Origin of the sequence: Acidaminobacterium chupaoyuni, assembly GCF_047936785.1 — a bacterium.
GTDB classification, from domain to species: Bacteria; Bacillota; Clostridia; order Oscillospirales; family Butyricicoccaceae; genus Acidaminobacterium; species Acidaminobacterium chupaoyuni.
Genome location: NZ_CP176394.1, coordinates 1,726,890 through 1,742,698 on the forward strand (window position 1 = coordinate 1,726,890; position 15,809 = coordinate 1,742,698).

A 15,809-nucleotide genomic window follows, 5' to 3' on the forward strand; every position below is an offset into this window, starting at 1 on the left:
AGAAAGTGACATCTATTCTTGTAACTCACAGTGAAAAGGAAATAACCGTGAAAGAGAACATATCTGATATCCTACGCAGAGATTTGAAGATTGTTGAACCTTATCCTGAGCTGATTGCACCTACCGGTTCACAGGTTTCGGGAACAGCTTTCTTCCCGGGAGGATCAGGGGTATATTGCGGCAGCACTGCCGAAAAAAGCATATTGGTATTGGGTCAGGATTTTTCCACGATCGCAAACTATAATAATATGCTTGCCGGAATTTCATCTGATTTATCATGCCAACATGGAAGAATATAATGATTTTGTTTCATGAGGCCGGTATAGATTTGAAATCATGCTTTTTTAGTAATGTTTTTATGGGTCTAAGAAGGACAGCTACTTCAGTTGGGAAATATCCGGGGTATCATGACAAAGAATTTGTGAAGCGCAATAGGACTTTCCTGCAACACCAAATAGAAGTCATTTCACCGCGCGGGATTATTACACTGGGGAAATATGCATCTGAGATGCTCGCACAGACATATCCAAAAGAACTTAAAACATGGCTTCACTATGAGGCTCTGCGTAATCCGGACTGTGGAATAATTCCAAATATACATTTGACTCAGGAAAAATGCTGCTGTGTAGCCATTGAACACCCCTCTATGCGACAACTTAATGTTCACAGGCGATCGTTTATGGGGGCTAAGGGAAATGAGGCGGAAGTCCTCATGCTGCAAAGGCTCTGTGAAATGGTGAATTTGAATGGATCTACCACATACTTATAACAGACCTTTCGAATAACCTGGTGGTCTAAGAACATATATTTTAGTTTCGCATTATGTTTATACATTCTATTTAACTGATGCCGCTCCGCTTCTAATACGGCTTCTTTAGCCATTTCTGAAGCCAAACGCGTTGACACACGCACATTAAAAATCCGCGCATCACTATTTGACAGCGCGCCGTCGGTCTGCTATCATCAGGCACGAGCCTCATGAAAGGAGCTTACCGATGGAAAAATTCATCCCCTATGAAAAGCTCTCCAAAAAGGAGCAGCGGAAGCGCGATGCAAAGGGCCGTACCACCTGGGGCGCACTGAACCCAGTGACGCGCAAACCCGAAAACTCAAAAGCCTACAACAGACGAAAGGCACGGAAATGGAGTGATGACTCTGCTTCCGTGCCTTTGCTTATTTTTTGGAGTTGGCTGGGGCGCTTTTCTTCTTCTCCTTCGCGATCTCTTTCTTCATCTGTACGATCAACTCCTTCAGCTTTTCCTCGCACTCCTCCCTCGTGTGGGCGTACACATTTCTCGCGTGCTTCTTGCCGTCGGGCCAGACGGGCGAGTAGCGGCCCTCGAACAGGTGGTCGTTGAGCTCGCTGACACAACCGGTGCCGGGCCTGCGCATGCGGCCGCGGTAGGGCTTGAAGTCGGTCATGCGCGGAGGCTCCGGCGGCGCGGAGGGCGCTGACGCGCCATTCTTTTTCTTCGGCCCAGCCTTGACGATGCCGCGGTCGATGTTGGCCGCGGCCGCCTGGCGCATGTCGTCGGTAATATGGGTGTAGATGTCCAGCGTGGTGGCGGCCGACACGTGACCCAGCATGGCCGAGAGCGTCTTCACATCCATGCCGTGCTGCAGCGAGAGCGTTGCGAAGGTGTGGCGGCGCAGGTCGTGAAAGCGCACGTGCCTGCACCCGGCATGCTCCAGAATGAGTTGGAGCCGCTTGCGCACCGAGCCGGGCGTCATGGGGCAGTCGTCCTTCACCGGCGAGGGAAACATCCAGCGGGAGTGCACGATCTCTTTGTAGTCTCTCAGCACCGCGACCACCGCCGGCGGCAGCACCAGCTTGCGGATGGAGGCTTTTGTTTTCGGCGTGCTGAGCTGAATCTGCCCGTTTATGTCGTAGATCTGCTTGTCGATGTTCAGCTCGCCGGTCTTGAAATCCAGATCGTCCCACCGGAGCGCCATCAGCTCGCCGCGCCGCAGGCCGGTGGAAAGGTCCAGGAGAAACAGCTCGTAGTAGCCCTCCGCCTCGGCCTGGATGAGAAACCGCTGCAGCTCCTCCCTGTCCTCCCGCGCTTTCTTGGGCGGCAGCTTGCAGCCGACGGCGGGATTCGCGCGGATGAGGCCGTCGTGCATCGCCCGCTCCAGCGCCGTGCGGGACACGGCGTGGCACATTCGCACCATCCGGTCGGACAGGCCGTCGCCGTACAGCTCGGTGAGACGCATGCGGCCCGTCTTTTTGAGCCGCGCGTAGAACTGCTGCAGGTCGTTCTGCGTCAGCTTGTTCAGCGGAATCTTCCCGATCTCCGGGATGATGTGGGCGCGGATGCAGTTCTCATAATTGATCTGCGTGGTGGGGCGGAGCTTCGGCTTGGAGTAATTCTCGTACCAGTATTCCAGCCAGTCCCCGAAGGGCATCTCGGCGCGCAGCCGTTCGGACTTCAATCCGCCGCAGCTATCACGGAGCGTCTGGAGCTTTTCCAGACACTCCGTTTTTGTTTTTGCGAGGACGTTTTTGGTTTTGGGGTAGCCGTTTTTCTTGTGGCCCATCACGATGCGGCCCTCCCAGCGCCCGTCCTTGCGCCTGCGGACCATGCCGTCGTTTCGCCATGTGCATTCACTTCCCGCATGATTTTATTCTTTGTCTTTCGGCTCAGCATTTGAACCGCCCACGATGCTTCGACACTTTGTTGCAAATGGATGAAGTTGGCATTATACTAAAAGCAGTGGATTCACAAATAGGAGTCATATTCTTTGGGGCGGCTGCGAAAATACATGGTATAGCAAGTAATAGAAAAGTTACCCTGTTGATATAGGGAAAAATAATGCTAATAAAAAAAGAAAGAGGGAGAAAATTCATGTCCAAAAAGCTTAGATTCCTTGCGGCTGCGCTGTGTATCTGCCTGACCACTGCGCTGCTGCCAACAACAGCCAGCGCAGCGCAGTATTCGGACATAAAGGGGCACTGGGCGCAAGCCACCATTGAGCGATGGTCCGAGTCCGGCATTCTTAATGGCTATCCCGACGGTAGCTTTCGTCCAAACGACAAGGTCACCCGCGGCCAACTGGCTTCGATACTCTATCGTATCTGGGGAGCTAAGCCGATAGAGGGCTTTTCATACCCCGATTTGCCAAAATCCTCTTGGTGCTACGACAGCCTGACGACCATGAATCAATATGGTGTAGCGCTCAACACGGATGATATGATAGAGCCGGACGCTCCCCTTCCCCGCGAGGAGGCATTCTACATGATTGCCAAGGCGTTCTCAGTGGGAATCGAGTCCGACACACGGTATGACGCATACATAAATCATGTCTCTGACTTTGACCAAGTGTCGGACTTTTTCACCGGACGCATTTTTGAAATGCTGCATAGCGGATTTGTGCATGGAATGAGCGATGGTAATCTGCACCCTAAGCAGAGCATCACCCGCGCCGAGGTTATGACCGTACTGAACAATATGTTTGATCTCTATGTGTCCAAGCCGGGAACCTATCATCTTACCGCTGGCGAAAGTGTTCTCATCACTTGTTCCGATGTCACGATCATCCTGGATAAAGTGGAAAATACGACGAAATATCAAAGCACGATTGCCTATCCCATGGTAAACGCTGACGGCGGCGTCACTTTCTCAAATCCGAATGCTGATGTAAAAGCATCGGTTACGGTACACAGTGTTTCGCAAAATGAGCCGACTTGGAAGGTGAAAGGTAATTGCTCTGTGGGGGCTTCTGCCAGATGGGTGCTTTCCACCAGGTCGCTTCCGGACGCTCGCTTTACGGCGGGATTTGGGCGAGCGGCATATCCTTATATGATCAGCACAGCCGAGCAGCTGCGATTGCTGACCGAATTTAACGACAGCCTCTCGGCGCAGATCTATTTTAAGTTGGCCACAGACTTAAATCTTGGCGGCCTTCAGGAACCGCTGGATCGCACCAGCGGGAATTTTGTCCGCGCCAACTTGGATGGCGGAGGACACACGATTACCTACAATATGACAAACAGCAGCTATCTCAATTCGGGAGCCGGTCTGTTTCTTGGGTGGGCAGGCAAATGTTCCAATTTGACCGTAGCCGGGACTATGGATTTAGCCGTCAAGGCGGCCGCCCTTCAGAACGCGGAAAATAAAAATCTTTACTTTGGCGGCTTTGCCGCTTATTGTGACAGGCAGTTTGATAACTGCACCTCGCGGATGAATATGAACATCCGCTATGAGGGCACTTCGGAGGCTGTTTTAAATGTTGGCGGGCTGATCGGCAGCGCAAGGCCTTGCCGTATGCAAAACTGCCTTGCTTTAGGAAAGATACAGGTTACCCTTCCCACCGGACAGAATAACGCCTATGTCGGCGGACTGATCGGCAGCAGCGCCTGTCTGCCCTTTGGCTCAAGTATCATTGGCAGTAAGCTGTCGGGCTGCGGCGCAGATGGTTCGGTTTCGGTGCAAGGCGGCTCCCATACCAATGCAGGTGGCCTGATTGGAATCCTAACCTATTTGGGTACCACCCCTCCCACCGGCAAGCCCAGCGCCGATATTGTAGAAAACTGCTGGTCCACAGCGACCATTGCCTCAAAGGGGGCAGGCCTTCAGAGTGACTGCGGCGGCATTGCGGGCCATATTAAGTATGGGAAGATAGCCACCAGCTGGGCCAAACCCACGATTTCCATTGCCAACAGCGCCCTGCCTAACATCGGCGGTATCGCCGGCGCCTGTTATGAAGACGGCAGTATCACCGACTGCTGGGCGAACGCAGCCTCCTGCGGCAGCGGCGGCAGCCTGCACACGGGGGGCATCGTTGGCCGTCTTGCAGGGCGGCTGTCCAACTGCTATGCGATTGGCGCAAAGGCACTGGGCGGTGAAAACGCGATTGCCTTTGCTCAGTGGAACGACGGCTCCGTTACGGCCAGTGTCGATTTAACAAACCAATCCGCAGCGCAAAAACAAGCCTTTTATAAAAGCTGCGGCTGGGACTTCTTGTCCGTGTGGGATCAGAGCGGCACCAACCCCATTCTACGCAGTTGTTCAGCTGCAAACCAACGCGCTGCACAATCGTAAATCAGGAAGCATGAACGGTCTTTGTATACTTGCCCTGCAAAATTCAATAGGAAATTGTAGAAGAATTGCTATAATGCCATGAATTGCGAATCAATTCGTGGTATATGCACATTCTTCGCCGATTGCCATGCAAGGGGCAAGACGAATGGCGCTTGCGATGTCAGTCGGCATTCGCTGCCGATATGACGGGTATAATAGCTATGCAGCGGCTATTATACCTTGCGCCGGGGTGGTCGGACATGTGTTTCCGCAAATGCAAGAATTGCATCATATTGCCGAAGTCAAGACGCAGATGTGCCGAGATCTGGCGGCGCAGGAAAACTACGCCGCGAAGAATGCGGACAATCCGGCGGCGGCAATCTACCGCAAATACTACAAGCGATACTTTGCCCGCGTACAGGTCAGGCAGATTCGGGCGGAGGATTTCAAGCGGTGGAAGTATCAAGCGGTGGTCAAGCAGGACGCGTGCCTGAACGGCGCGCTGACGCCGGAGGCGCTGACCGCATGGATGGAGGGCGCGTTCCCAAACCGGCAGAAGAAAAAATAGCAGGACAAATGTGAGGAGGCCGAGGGCGCACTGCCCCGGCCTCCTCGCTGTCTCTTTGTAAACATAATGGGTAATTGATTGGTTTATTCTTTGCCATTGTCATGTGACCATTTTATAAAAGCTTTTGCCAATTTATATTTTGAGAAATTATCCTTTGTCACATCAGTGAGAATATCAACTACCGGCCGGCGAGCGGCTCGCTTACCATAACCACAGCATCTTCGGAAAAAACTGCCGAGTCATCTACATCGCCCTCTTCGTCTTCGGCTCTTCTGATGATTTTCTTAGTCTTTTCAATCGGGAATGGTGCTTCTTCGACTGGGTGGTATTCAATACTCTCAATTTTCGCGACGGATTCATAGTTGTTTTTTCCAACAGGAACAACAACACGGTCACCGACTTCAAGCGTATCATCGTCAGTCAAATAACAGTAGGTCTGCCCATACTCATCGAACTGCACATTACAGAAGATGAAATCGGATTGTTTGCGCAACGCCTTATCGTGAACTGATGGATTGAGCATTTCGCCCATGCCGTAAAACTGCATAAAGTTAAATACAGCTTCCGCGAAATCGGAGAAGTCATCTGGCAAACCGTTTTTATCAAAAGTGCCGGTCAGTACCCTTTTCTCTCCGTACAGATAGTCAACGGTAATCCTATAGTCTTTTGTTTCGAGAGGATTGCTGACAACATCGGAAGAATTGCCCTCTGTATGAGCAAAGAAGTCTTCAGCATCAAAGTCATCCAACAGCGACGAGATGCCGTCCTCAACACAGTATTTACGAGAAACCTGACAACCGCTGCCGATATTCTGGATATACTCCAGTGTTTCTGCCTTTCTGTCAATTATGAGATGCTCACTATAATCCCAAGTGGCATACTCCCATGTTGCTCCTTCAGGAATCACACCGGGCTTGATTTTTGTCATGCGGTGGTAGTTGATGGATACCTTTTCTATTCTGTCAGAATCAGCACATCCATCAAAAACGAGCAGCTCCGGCATATCAAGGTTAAAACGAATGATATCAGAGCAATCATCCAGCTCCTTATAGCAGCCGGAACATAGCGAGCCTCGGAAACGGTATGGGACACCCTCTTCGTTTGTCAGAGTCATTTCCCAGTCGCCGACATCAGTTGCCATTGCCACAGCATAGTCATCTGAGAAGTAATCAGCGATTATTTTCACGATATAGGATGCCCTGTCGGGAGCAATTTTGAAGTTCTTCGTGCGGCTTTTGTGATGCTTCATCCCATCCCCGTAGGTATATGCAGAAAAGAATACTCTGCCATCAGCCGTGATAGAAAGATGTTGCTCAACTTCATCATCCGGCGCAGGGCAAGGGCCGTAGCAAATATTATTTGATATAATTTTTACTTTCTTGGCACTACCGGCGAACAGAAAAGGCGTTGCTTCTGTGTCGGCTGAAAGGCGTTCAAGCCTACTGAGCGCAGTGATAAACCACGCCCTGTTTTCAAAAGAAAGGATATCCTCGCCTGGCCCCGCCCAATGTGTGAAATAACGCCATTTGGAAAAAATGGCAGAACCGAGAAGCGGGATGTTATCAATGTCATCGAGTTCACGATAATCATTGAATGCTTTGCTATCTGGGTATGCTGCCTCAAACGCCTTCCCGCAATCCATCTCAAAGCCAAGAGAGAAGCACTCATCGGCAAAAGTTGATTTTTCGACTTCGTGATTTGCGGTTTTTGTGTTGCGGAATATATCAAACCACTTTACGGCAAATGTATGTATATCGTGATTTGCTGCCATGAGTTTTCCTCCTCCTCGAATTTTAATATTCGATTTTTACTAAAGTTCAAATTATATCAAATAAGAGGCAAGCGCATATCGTCGGATATTGCTTGATGTAGTATTCCAAAATAAACTTCTCATACAAACGGCTCACCCGCTGCTCGTCAATGAAGGATGCAAGTTTATATTCGCTTGAATCAGTAGTCAAGATCATACCTTGCAGTATCAATTGGTACAATTTATTTTATTGTATACTTTTTGACAAATAATTGCAACAGAAGAATAGGAAAATTATCCCTTTTCCCCTGTTTCGGAATCAAAAGGTGTCGATTGCCGCAGCGCCTCCAATACGGTATCATGATCGCAGCCAATATTGATTTGCCGATAAGAATTGCCTTGTCGTATTTTTCGTTCCCACAATTGAGGACGCCGCAAAGCTGCTCACGATGGCGCAAAGGAAACGGCGAGTCTTTCAAAAAGGCCCGCCGTACTCATTGCCGATTCACTTTTTTCTGTCCCTCCTGCCGAGAATATAATCCACGCTGACCCTGTGCCAGCTCAAACGGAAAAAGCATATATTGGAATAGCGGTTAAACTAAGAAGGTGATTTTTATTCGTCGAGTACTAGCTTTTCTGTTTGCCTTGCTGCTAACGGCGTCGCTGCTTCCGATGTGTGCTGCCGGCGCAGCTTTGCCGCAATATCAAGGCATCGATGTCAGCAATTTTCAAGGAACAATCAATTTTAATAAAGTTCGCGAAAGCGGCATTGACATTGTGTATATTCGCGCGGGGAACGGTTTTTCTACTGATAGCCAATTTAAAGCAAATGCCGTTAATGCGAAAGCAAGCGGGCTGAAAGTTGGATTCTACTTCAGCGTGACCGCAACGACTGTTGAAGAATCAAAATCGCAGGCCGCTTTTTTTGCGGCGCTCATCAGCAACTATTCCTACGATTGCCGCCCGGCCATTGATTATGAAACTTTCAGCGGTCTGGGCGCTTCTGAAATCAACAATATTGCCGCCGCCTTTGCAGAAACATTGCAAAACGCGGTCGATTGTCTTCCTCTTTTCTATACCGATGCATACCGTGCCGCCCACCTGTGGAGCGATGCATTGACCAAATATCCGCTTTGGGTCGCCGAATATGGCGTGTCAAGCCCTGCCACTATTGGGAACTGGCAAAGCTGGTCCGGCTTTCAATATACGGATGGCGGCCGCATTGACGGAATATCCGGCAATGTGGATTTAGACCGGTTTACCGCCGCCGTTCTTCTTGGCGGAAGTTCCGGCGACGATCTTCCGTTCATTGATGTCAGCAAATCCGATTGGTTTTATGGGGATGTTTCCGCCGTATACCACAAAAATCTGATGCTTGGGATAAGCCAAACGCAATTTGCGCCATTTGAATATGCAGAGCGCGCAATGCTTGTGGAAATTTTGTATCGTCTGGATGGCAAACCACCTGTCAAGGAAGCATCTCCCTTCAGGGATACGGCGCAAAACGCATGGTATGCCGACAGCGTCATTTGGGCCTCTTCTCAAGGCATCGCAAAAGGTTATGGAAACGATCTGTTCGATCCGCTTGCCCCCGCCACGCGCCAGGAAGCCATCGTGTTTTTATACCGCTATGCCGCCGCAAGAGGATATCATGTTGATGCGGCAGATTCCATCAGCGGTTTTAAAGATGCCGCCGAGGTGGCGCCCTGGGCCATAGATGCCGTCGAATGGGCCTATGCCGAAAAAATTTTGCTGGGGAACACCACTCTTACTCTCGATCCATGCGGCGGAATGACCCGCGCCCAGGCGGCGGCGATCATCGACCGTTTTGTGATAAAATACAGCTGACAACCCGTTCACTTTCCCCCTCCCCTTTCTTGCTGTTTTATTCCCGCTATCAAAAACCGCCGGCATGGCTCGGCGGTTTTTTGCTGCGTTTTCTTCCTGTCAATCTATAGTTCTTCCCTGCTTCAATTCAATATCAGTTCTATAACTTGCTTTATTGCATAACGAGATGATAGAATTTCTTTATGACGGTAAAATATTAAAAGCAGCAAAACATTCTCGCCGCGCCGGATGTTTTGCTCAGAGAGGAAGAAATAAAATGAAAGCACAGACAATTTATAAAGAAATGGAAGTCTTCAAAAAAACTTTTGATATTGTCCGCCTTGTGGATGTTACCCGAACAGTGGTCGTCTCGGTTGCCGAAAACGGCATGCTCTCTGAAGAACCCTATCAATGCTTCGCCGTATGGAACAAGAAACGCAGATGTGAAAACTGCATTTCTGCCAAAGCTTACGCGATCAAGGGCGAACTGACGAAATTTGAATTTTTCAATGGGAAAGTTTGCTTTGTAATGGTTCGCTATGTGCTTTTGGATGATATTCCCTATATTCTTGAACTGGTAAAGCTGATCGATGATAAAACTCTTTTCGGTGCATACGGCAAAGATGATTTTATCGATAAACTGAACGCATACAATGCTAAAATCTATACGGATTCACTGACAGGAAGCTATAACCGGCGCTATTTCGACGAACAGCTTGTAGGGCTTCAAAATATTACGGCCATTGCATCGCTGGACATCGATAACTTCAAAACCGTAAACGACACCTTCGGCCATGAAGGCGGCGATGCGGCTCTTAAAACTTTGGCAAATATCTTAATGGAAAATGTTCGGTCTGCGGATGCCGTAATTCGCCTTGGCGGCGATGAATTCGTCATTGCCTTTCAGGGGATGCAGCAGGAAAAGTTTTTTTCAAAATTAGAAATGATTCGAAAAAAAGTGGAATCTTCCCCGATCCCCAATTATCCCGATCTGCGCATCACCATTTCCATCGGCGGCGCTTATGCCTCCCAATATGATGGAGATCTCCTCAAGATTTCTGATAAAAAGCTTTATGAAGCCAAAAAAACCAAAAATGCCGTTGCGATCTAACGGCTGCCGCGAACCTGCCGTCATGGCTTGTCCCCGCGCTTAAACCGAAAGATTATTCCGGCTTAAGAAAGATTTTCGCCAGCGCGGCATTGATCGCGGCCAGAGAGGCATCTATGTTTTCAAGCCGGCCCGTTATTTCTTTCAGCTGCAGTGCAATATTTTTATCGCTCTGGGGGATCTGATGATTTTCCCAAGCAGAAGACACTTTATAGATATTGCCGGAAGAACTCTGCATAAGCCGATTTAAAGCGTTCATTTCCTCAAGAATATTTTTTCTCTGTGTATCGGGTAGTTGCCCCCGGTCATTGGTGTTTTCCGGCTCAAAGCCCATTATGATCTCTCCTCTGTGCCGATTTTGTTATGTAAGGGATGCTTTTGAAGCATCCCCCGAAAAAGAATGGAGTTATTGCCCTGTGCAGCGGGATTCGCCAAGGCATGCGCCGACGGAATGGCCCGCATTGAATTCCTGGGAGACAGTGATGTTTTCTGTGTTCCCAACGGCGGGGTAAGGTTTGATTGCCGAAACCAGCAGGTTTTCATGCTTCCAAAGCTTATCGATCACTTTATATTCGATCTGCAAAACACAATCGTTTCCTTCGGTTGCCACGCTTACCGATTCAACGATGATCACCTTGCAGGAACCATCAATAAGGGTCAGCTCTGATCTGAACTGGTTTTTGCCTTCATAGGTGTTCGGATAGAAAGTTCCGCTGGGGAATTTGGCAAATTCATGCCACATAATGCTGAAGTTATCTCTGGGGGTCACAACAACAAGTGTGCCGCCATAGCGCAATACCACTTCGAATTCGATTTCGTTATTGATGCGGTCACAACCGGTAGAGGGGCTCAAACTTTCCTCTGCGCACATCACCCGCCAACTCTGCACCACCGGAACGCCATCGGGCAGGAATCCTCCGCGGCAGCCCGCTCTTCCGTCAACATTGCAAGGCACACACTGAAACAGTGTTCTGTCTTTCGCGGCAATATCTCTCACATCTTCAACGCAAATATCATGGCATTCACAAACGGCCGATTCTGCCTCATAACCAAACGCTGCTCTTTTTGCGGGATCTGTAAAGACGGCACAACTTTCGGCGCAGTTAGGGTTCAGCCCGCCTGCGCATGTCGGCGCCTGTAAAATTGCTGTTTCACACATATCTCATTTTCACCTTTCACCCAAGATTTCAAGAAGCATCTTGCCGATGCCTTCTCTGCCATATCTTATGCACACGGGGTGCTCTCCGTGCCACCCTTTTCTGCCGGCGGCACAAAAATATTCGGTCACACATTTTGTGCTTGGGCTGTTTTCAGCCGCTTGAAAATTTGAGCGGCCCTTGTTTTGAATTTCTCCCCTACCGGTTTTCTATTTATTTTCACAAAAAACGCTTGTCGAAACCCAAGACCTATCGGCTGACAGCATCCCAATAAAATAGCAAACCGCCTGCAAAAAGCAGGTTTTTTCTTTTTCGCAACCGCCGGTTGACAGATTATCAGCTCTGTTTGGTGGCGCGCAACGGCAAAATTCGGTATGATGACAGTATAAATTGATCGGGAACCTCTTTGAACGCTGTCATGTGTTCCCGAAGAAGGAGTTTTGATATGATCCTTGCGGATAAAATCATCGATCTCAGAAAGAAAAGCGGCTGGTCGCAGGAAGAGCTTGCGGCCAAGCTGAATGTATCGCGGCAGGCAGTATCCAAATGGGAGGGCGCGCAGTCTGTGCCGGATCTCGAGCGCATTCTGCAAATGAGCCGCCTGTTCGGCGTTTCCACCGATTATCTTTTAAAAGATGAGCAGACCGCGGCAGACAGCGCCGGTGAAGAGCCTTCTTCTGCCGCCACACGCACAGTTTCGATGGAAGAGGCCAACCGTTTTCTCGCCGTCAGCGAAACCAACGCCCGGCCGATGGCATGGGCGACATTTTTGTGTGTTCTTTCCCCGATATGCCTGATATTGCTTGCCGCGCTGAGTGAGCAGCCCAATTTTGCCCTCACAGAAGGTGCTGCGGCGGGCATCGGCATCTGCGTTTTGCTGCTGCTCGTTGCCGCCGCGGTGGCGATTTTTCTCATCTGCGGCGCCCGCGCCAAACCATTTGAATATATGGAGACGGAAGTTTTTGAAACTGCCTATGGCGTAGAAGGTCTTGCCGCCGAGAAAAAAGCCCGCTTCGAACCCACCGCCGTGCGCTATCGTATCATCGCCACCGTGCTGTGCATTCTGGGCGTTTTGCCCCTGCTGGTTGCCGCATCGCTGGAACTGCCCGATCTGTTCATCATTGCCATGCTCTGCGTTTTGCTGCTGGCCGTCAGCATCGCGGTGGTGTTGTTCGTGCTGGCCGGTGTGCATATGGGCAGCTATGACCGGCTGCTTCAGCAGGGCGATTATTCAAGAGCCAACAAGAATAATCACCTCACCCAGCGGGTCGCCGCCGTTTATTGGCCATTGGTCACCGCGGCATATCTGGCATACAGCTTCATTACGAACGATTGGCAGCGAAGCTGGATCATCTGGCCGGTGGCAGGTGTGCTCTTCGGCGCCGTCAGCGGAGCCTGTTCGGCTTTTCGCAAACAGGAGAAAAATTGAAAGGATCAAGCCGGCAGCGCTTTTCACAAAAATCGCAGAATCTCAGATACCGGCAATCGCCCTACAGAAAGATATCCGCAGGCCATGTGGCCTGCGGATATCTGTTTGATGGGCAAAATTTCAAGCTTTTTCATGCGCAATGCAGAACCGCAGCCCGCAGGCCGCCGAATTTCTGTTTCTCGCCGCGCAACAGCAGCATCGCCGTTGATGTGCCCTGTTCATCCTTTTTCCGCTGCTTTTTTTATGAACCGTGGTGGCAGGAACCGCCCATGGGGCAATGCCCGCAATTCCCGCCGCAAGAAGACTTGCCGTTTTTCTGATCTCTGCGGATTTTTAAAAGGATCAGCAACACCACCGCCGCGAGGGCAAAAGCAATAAGAATCGTTCCGATATTCGCGCTAAACCATGCAAACATATTGATTCCTCCAATCAATGTTGAAATTTGTTATTTTGATAAAACCACCCTTTTCAGCTGTTCAGGCTGCCGATATGGCTTAAACAGCATGAAAAGCATTGCGAAAAGCACAACGAACGCCGAAATCAGGCCCGGCATGTTGGCGTTTCCGGTGAACAGCCCGCCGAATTGGTTGATCATCAGCGCGATTGCATAGGCAAAACCGCATTGATAGGCAATGGCGAACCAAGTCCAACGGGCGCTGTTCATTTCGCGTTTGATCGCCCCAATGGCCGCGAAGCAGGGCGCGCATAATAAATTGAAAACAAGAAACGAAAAACCGCTGACAGCCGTAAACGCGCCGGCGAGCGCCGCATAAACATTGCCGGAAGCCCCATATAAAACGCCCATGGTTCCAACAATATTTTCTTTTGCCACCAGCCCGGTGATGGAAGCAACCGCCGCTTCCCATTTCCCCCACCCCAGCGGTGTAAAGAGAAAGGCAATGCCATTGCCTATGGAAGCAAGGATCGAACGGGAAAGTTCTTCTTCGCTCAGCATGCGCAGTGAACCATCCACAACGCCAAAATAAGTGGCAAACCACACAACAATGGTGGAAAGCAAAATGATGGTTCCCGCCTTTTTGATGAACGACCAGCCGCGTTCCCACATGCTGCGAAGCAGGTTCATAAAGGTGGGCAGATGATATGCCGGCAGCTCCATCACAAATGGCGCGGGTTCGCCGGAAAACATCGTCGTTTTTTTCAGGATGATGCCCGAGATCACGATGGCCGCCATTCCAATAAAATAAGCGGAAGTTGAAACCAAAGCTGAACCGCCGAACAGCGCCCCCGCGATCATCGCAATAAACGGAATTTTGGCTCCGCAGGGAATAAATGTGGTGGTCATGATCGTCATGCGGCGGTCACGCTCGTTTTCAATGGTTCTCGAAGCCATCACGCCGGGCACGCCGCACCCCGTTCCCACCAGCATGGGAATAAACGATTTGCCCGAAAGCCCGAATTTTCTGAAAATGCGATCCAATACAAAGGCGATGCGCGCCATATATCCGCAGGCCTCTAAAAACGCCAGCAGGAAAAACAAAACCAACATTTGCGGAACAAAGCCAAGCACAGCGCCGACACCGGCCACAATGCCATTATTGATCAGGCCCGAAAGCCAAGGGGCCGTTCCCGCGGCTTCTAAGCCTTTGCTGATCAACACCGGAATTCCCGGCACCCAAATTCCATATTCCGAAGCTTCCGGCGCTCCATACCCCGCCTTATCATCGGTGCTCAGATAGGCCTTCGCGGCTTTTTCCAAAGACGCCTTTGTGATATCGGGATATGCCGTTGTTTTGAGGGTTTCCTCATCCACCACTTCATAAGTGACTTTCGCTTCGGCGGGTGTTGCCGCCACCAGTTCCTCAAGGGCTTTTTTTGCCGCTTCTTCGCTGTAATGTTCAGAATCTTTTTCTAAAGCCTGAGCCGTTTCTGCGCCGGCATACTGCCCGGCAAACGCCATAATAATCGAATCGGTATGGCCATTTTCAGCGGCCGCTTCATAAGCGGAATTGCCGATGCCAAGCAGATGCCAGCCGTCACCAAACACACCGTCGTTGGCCCAATCCGTCAGCATCGTGCCAAAAGGCCCCATGGCCACCCAGTAAACAAGGAACATGATCGCCGCAAAAATCGGCAGCCCCAGCCAGCGGTTGGTCACCACCCTGTCAATTTTATCCGAGCTTGAAAATTTGCCCGCATGCTTTTTTTGACAGCAGCCTTTGATTATGGAAGAAATATAAAGATATCTCTCATTGGTAATGATAGATTCCGCGTCGTCATCCATTTCTTTTTCGGCGGCTTCGATATCTTCTTCCAGATGCGCCCTGACCTCGTTTGAAAGCTTCAGCTGTGACAGCACTTTATCATCGCGTTCAAAAATCTTGATGGCATACCATCGCTGCTGTTCTTCGGGCATATGATGCACCGCCGCTTCTTCGATATGGGCAATGGCGTGCTCCACCGCCCCCGAAAAAGTATGCTGCGGAACAGTGATCGCTTCCTTTGCCGCCTGAATGGCCGCTTCTGCGGCTTCCATAACGCCCGTGCCTTTCAGCGCCGAAATTTCAACCACCCTCACGCCCAAGGCCCGCGAAAGCTCCTCCATTTTGATTTGATCGCCGTTTTTCTTTACCACATCCATCATGTTGACGGCCATCACCACGGGGAGCCCCAGCTCCGTCAGCTGTGTGGTCAAATATAAGTTGCGCTCAAGGTTGGTGCCATCCACGATATTTAAAATCACATCCGGCCGCTCACCGATCAAATAATTGCGCGCCACCACTTCTTCCAGGGTATAAGGCGATAAAGAATAGATGCCGGGCAGATCCGTCACCGTGACCCCTTCATGTTTTTTCAGTTTTCCTTCTTTCTTTTCAACGGTAACGCCCGGCCAGTTGCCAACAAATTGATTTGCGCCGGTGAGCGCATTAAATAATGTGGTTTTACCGCTGTTGGGGTTGCCCGCCAGGGCAATTCGTATGTTCATGATTT

Annotated in this window: 13 protein-coding genes; 7 read left to right on the plus strand and 6 right to left on the minus strand. The window is 50.2% G+C overall.

Annotated features, from left to right (window positions below):
* The first annotated feature begins 47 nt into the window (after positions 1-47).
* Together ACJA3I_RS08265 and ACJA3I_RS08270 are read left to right on the plus strand one after the other, a co-directional pair.
* Positions 48-299 carry a hypothetical protein gene (locus tag ACJA3I_RS08265; protein ID WP_458862133.1) on the plus strand — a complete coding sequence of 84 codons (252 nt, stop codon included), beginning with the start codon at positions 48-50 and terminating at the stop codon, positions 297-299.
* Positions 299-769, plus strand: a complete 471-nt coding sequence (locus tag ACJA3I_RS08270) for a uracil-DNA glycosylase family protein (protein ID WP_458862134.1) — start codon at positions 299-301, stop codon at positions 767-769. The genes ACJA3I_RS08265 and ACJA3I_RS08270 overlap by 1 nt, the downstream gene beginning before the upstream one ends.
* Before the next feature lie 404 nt (positions 770-1,173).
* Here ACJA3I_RS08270 and ACJA3I_RS08275 read toward each other — a convergent pair whose 3' ends face one another.
* Positions 1,174-2,583 (minus strand): tyrosine-type recombinase/integrase, encoded by a 1,410-nt coding sequence (locus ACJA3I_RS08275; RefSeq protein WP_458862135.1) that lies wholly within the window; start codon positions 2,581-2,583, stop codon positions 1,174-1,176.
* Between the two features lie 263 nt (positions 2,584-2,846).
* Between ACJA3I_RS08275 and ACJA3I_RS08280 the strand changes: the two genes are divergently transcribed.
* Together ACJA3I_RS08280 and ACJA3I_RS08285 are read left to right on the plus strand one after the other, a co-directional pair.
* A complete protein-coding gene (locus ACJA3I_RS08280) occupies positions 2,847-5,042 on the plus strand; it encodes an S-layer homology domain-containing protein (RefSeq protein WP_458862136.1) in 2,196 nt (731 codons plus the stop codon).
* Between the two features lie 145 nt (positions 5,043-5,187).
* Complete coding sequence (locus ACJA3I_RS08285) at positions 5,188-5,589, plus strand: DUF6076 domain-containing protein (protein ID WP_458862137.1); 402 nt, start codon at positions 5,188-5,190, stop codon at positions 5,587-5,589.
* A 178-nt stretch (positions 5,590-5,767) separates the two neighbouring features.
* On the opposite strand, the gene ACJA3I_RS08290 is transcribed toward ACJA3I_RS08285, so the two are convergent.
* Positions 5,768-7,360, minus strand: coding sequence for a hypothetical protein (locus ACJA3I_RS08290; protein ID WP_458862138.1), 1,593 nt, complete (start codon positions 7,358-7,360; stop codon positions 5,768-5,770).
* A gap of 651 nt (positions 7,361-8,011) precedes the next feature.
* Between ACJA3I_RS08290 and ACJA3I_RS08295 the strand changes: the two genes are divergently transcribed.
* Together ACJA3I_RS08295 and ACJA3I_RS08300 are read left to right on the plus strand one after the other, a co-directional pair.
* Entirely contained in the window at positions 8,012-9,187 is a 1,176-nt protein-coding gene (locus ACJA3I_RS08295; RefSeq protein WP_458862139.1) for a GH25 family lysozyme, read from the plus strand.
* Positions 9,188-9,443: 256 nt separating this feature from the next.
* Positions 9,444-10,277 carry a GGDEF domain-containing protein gene (locus tag ACJA3I_RS08300; protein ID WP_458862140.1) on the plus strand — a complete coding sequence of 278 codons (834 nt, stop codon included), beginning with the start codon at positions 9,444-9,446 and terminating at the stop codon, positions 10,275-10,277.
* A 52-nt stretch (positions 10,278-10,329) separates the two neighbouring features.
* On the opposite strand, the gene ACJA3I_RS08305 is transcribed toward ACJA3I_RS08300, so the two are convergent.
* Complete coding sequence (locus tag ACJA3I_RS08305; RefSeq protein ID WP_458862141.1) at positions 10,330-10,608, minus strand: hypothetical protein; 279 nt, start codon at positions 10,606-10,608, stop codon at positions 10,330-10,332.
* 72 nt (positions 10,609-10,680) lie between these two features.
* A complete protein-coding gene (locus ACJA3I_RS08310; RefSeq protein WP_458862142.1) occupies positions 10,681-11,433 on the minus strand; it encodes a hypothetical protein in 753 nt (250 codons plus the stop codon).
* 443 nt (positions 11,434-11,876) lie between these two features.
* Here ACJA3I_RS08310 and ACJA3I_RS08315 point away from each other — a divergent pair, with 443 nt between their 5' ends.
* Positions 11,877-12,860: a helix-turn-helix domain-containing protein gene (locus tag ACJA3I_RS08315; RefSeq protein WP_458862143.1), complete on the plus strand. Its 984-nt coding sequence runs from the start codon at positions 11,877-11,879 to the stop codon at positions 12,858-12,860.
* Between the two features lie 241 nt (positions 12,861-13,101).
* Here the strand turns inward: ACJA3I_RS08315 and ACJA3I_RS08320 are convergent, their stop codons facing one another.
* Complete coding sequence (locus tag ACJA3I_RS08320) at positions 13,102-13,275, minus strand: FeoB-associated Cys-rich membrane protein (protein ID WP_458862144.1); 174 nt, start codon at positions 13,273-13,275, stop codon at positions 13,102-13,104.
* 30 nt (positions 13,276-13,305) lie between these two features.
* Positions 13,306-15,804, minus strand: a complete 2,499-nt coding sequence (gene feoB / locus ACJA3I_RS08325) for a ferrous iron transporter B (RefSeq protein ID WP_458862145.1) — start codon at positions 15,802-15,804, stop codon at positions 13,306-13,308.
* Between the last annotated feature and the right edge of the window lie 5 nt (positions 15,805-15,809).

Bases quoted from the DNA above. Each gene is read 5' to 3' on its own strand.
- ACJA3I_RS08270 (WP_458862134.1), top strand. From the start codon at position 299: ATGATTTTGTTTCATGAGGCCGGTATAGATTTGAAATCATGCTTTTTT.
- ACJA3I_RS08275 (WP_458862135.1), bottom strand. From the start codon at position 2,583: ATGGTCCGCAGGCGCAAGGACGGGCGCTGGGAGGGCCGCATCGTGATG.
- ACJA3I_RS08280 (WP_458862136.1), top strand. From the start codon at position 2,847: ATGTCCAAAAAGCTTAGATTCCTTGCGGCTGCGCTGTGTATCTGCCTG.
- ACJA3I_RS08285 (WP_458862137.1), top strand. From the start codon at position 5,188: ATGGCGCTTGCGATGTCAGTCGGCATTCGCTGCCGATATGACGGGTAT.
- ACJA3I_RS08290 (WP_458862138.1), bottom strand. From the start codon at position 7,360: ATGGCAGCAAATCACGATATACATACATTTGCCGTAAAGTGGTTTGAT.
- ACJA3I_RS08295 (WP_458862139.1), top strand. From the start codon at position 8,012: ATGTGTGCTGCCGGCGCAGCTTTGCCGCAATATCAAGGCATCGATGTC.
- ACJA3I_RS08300 (WP_458862140.1), top strand. From the start codon at position 9,444: ATGAAAGCACAGACAATTTATAAAGAAATGGAAGTCTTCAAAAAAACT.
- ACJA3I_RS08305 (WP_458862141.1), bottom strand. From the start codon at position 10,608: ATGGGCTTTGAGCCGGAAAACACCAATGACCGGGGGCAACTACCCGAT.
- ACJA3I_RS08310 (WP_458862142.1), bottom strand. From the start codon at position 11,433: ATGTGTGAAACAGCAATTTTACAGGCGCCGACATGCGCAGGCGGGCTG.
- ACJA3I_RS08315 (WP_458862143.1), top strand. From the start codon at position 11,877: ATGATCCTTGCGGATAAAATCATCGATCTCAGAAAGAAAAGCGGCTGG.
- ACJA3I_RS08320 (WP_458862144.1), bottom strand. From the start codon at position 13,275: ATGTTTGCATGGTTTAGCGCGAATATCGGAACGATTCTTATTGCTTTT.
- feoB (WP_458862145.1), bottom strand. From the start codon at position 15,804: ATGAACATACGAATTGCCCTGGCGGGCAACCCCAACAGCGGTAAAACC.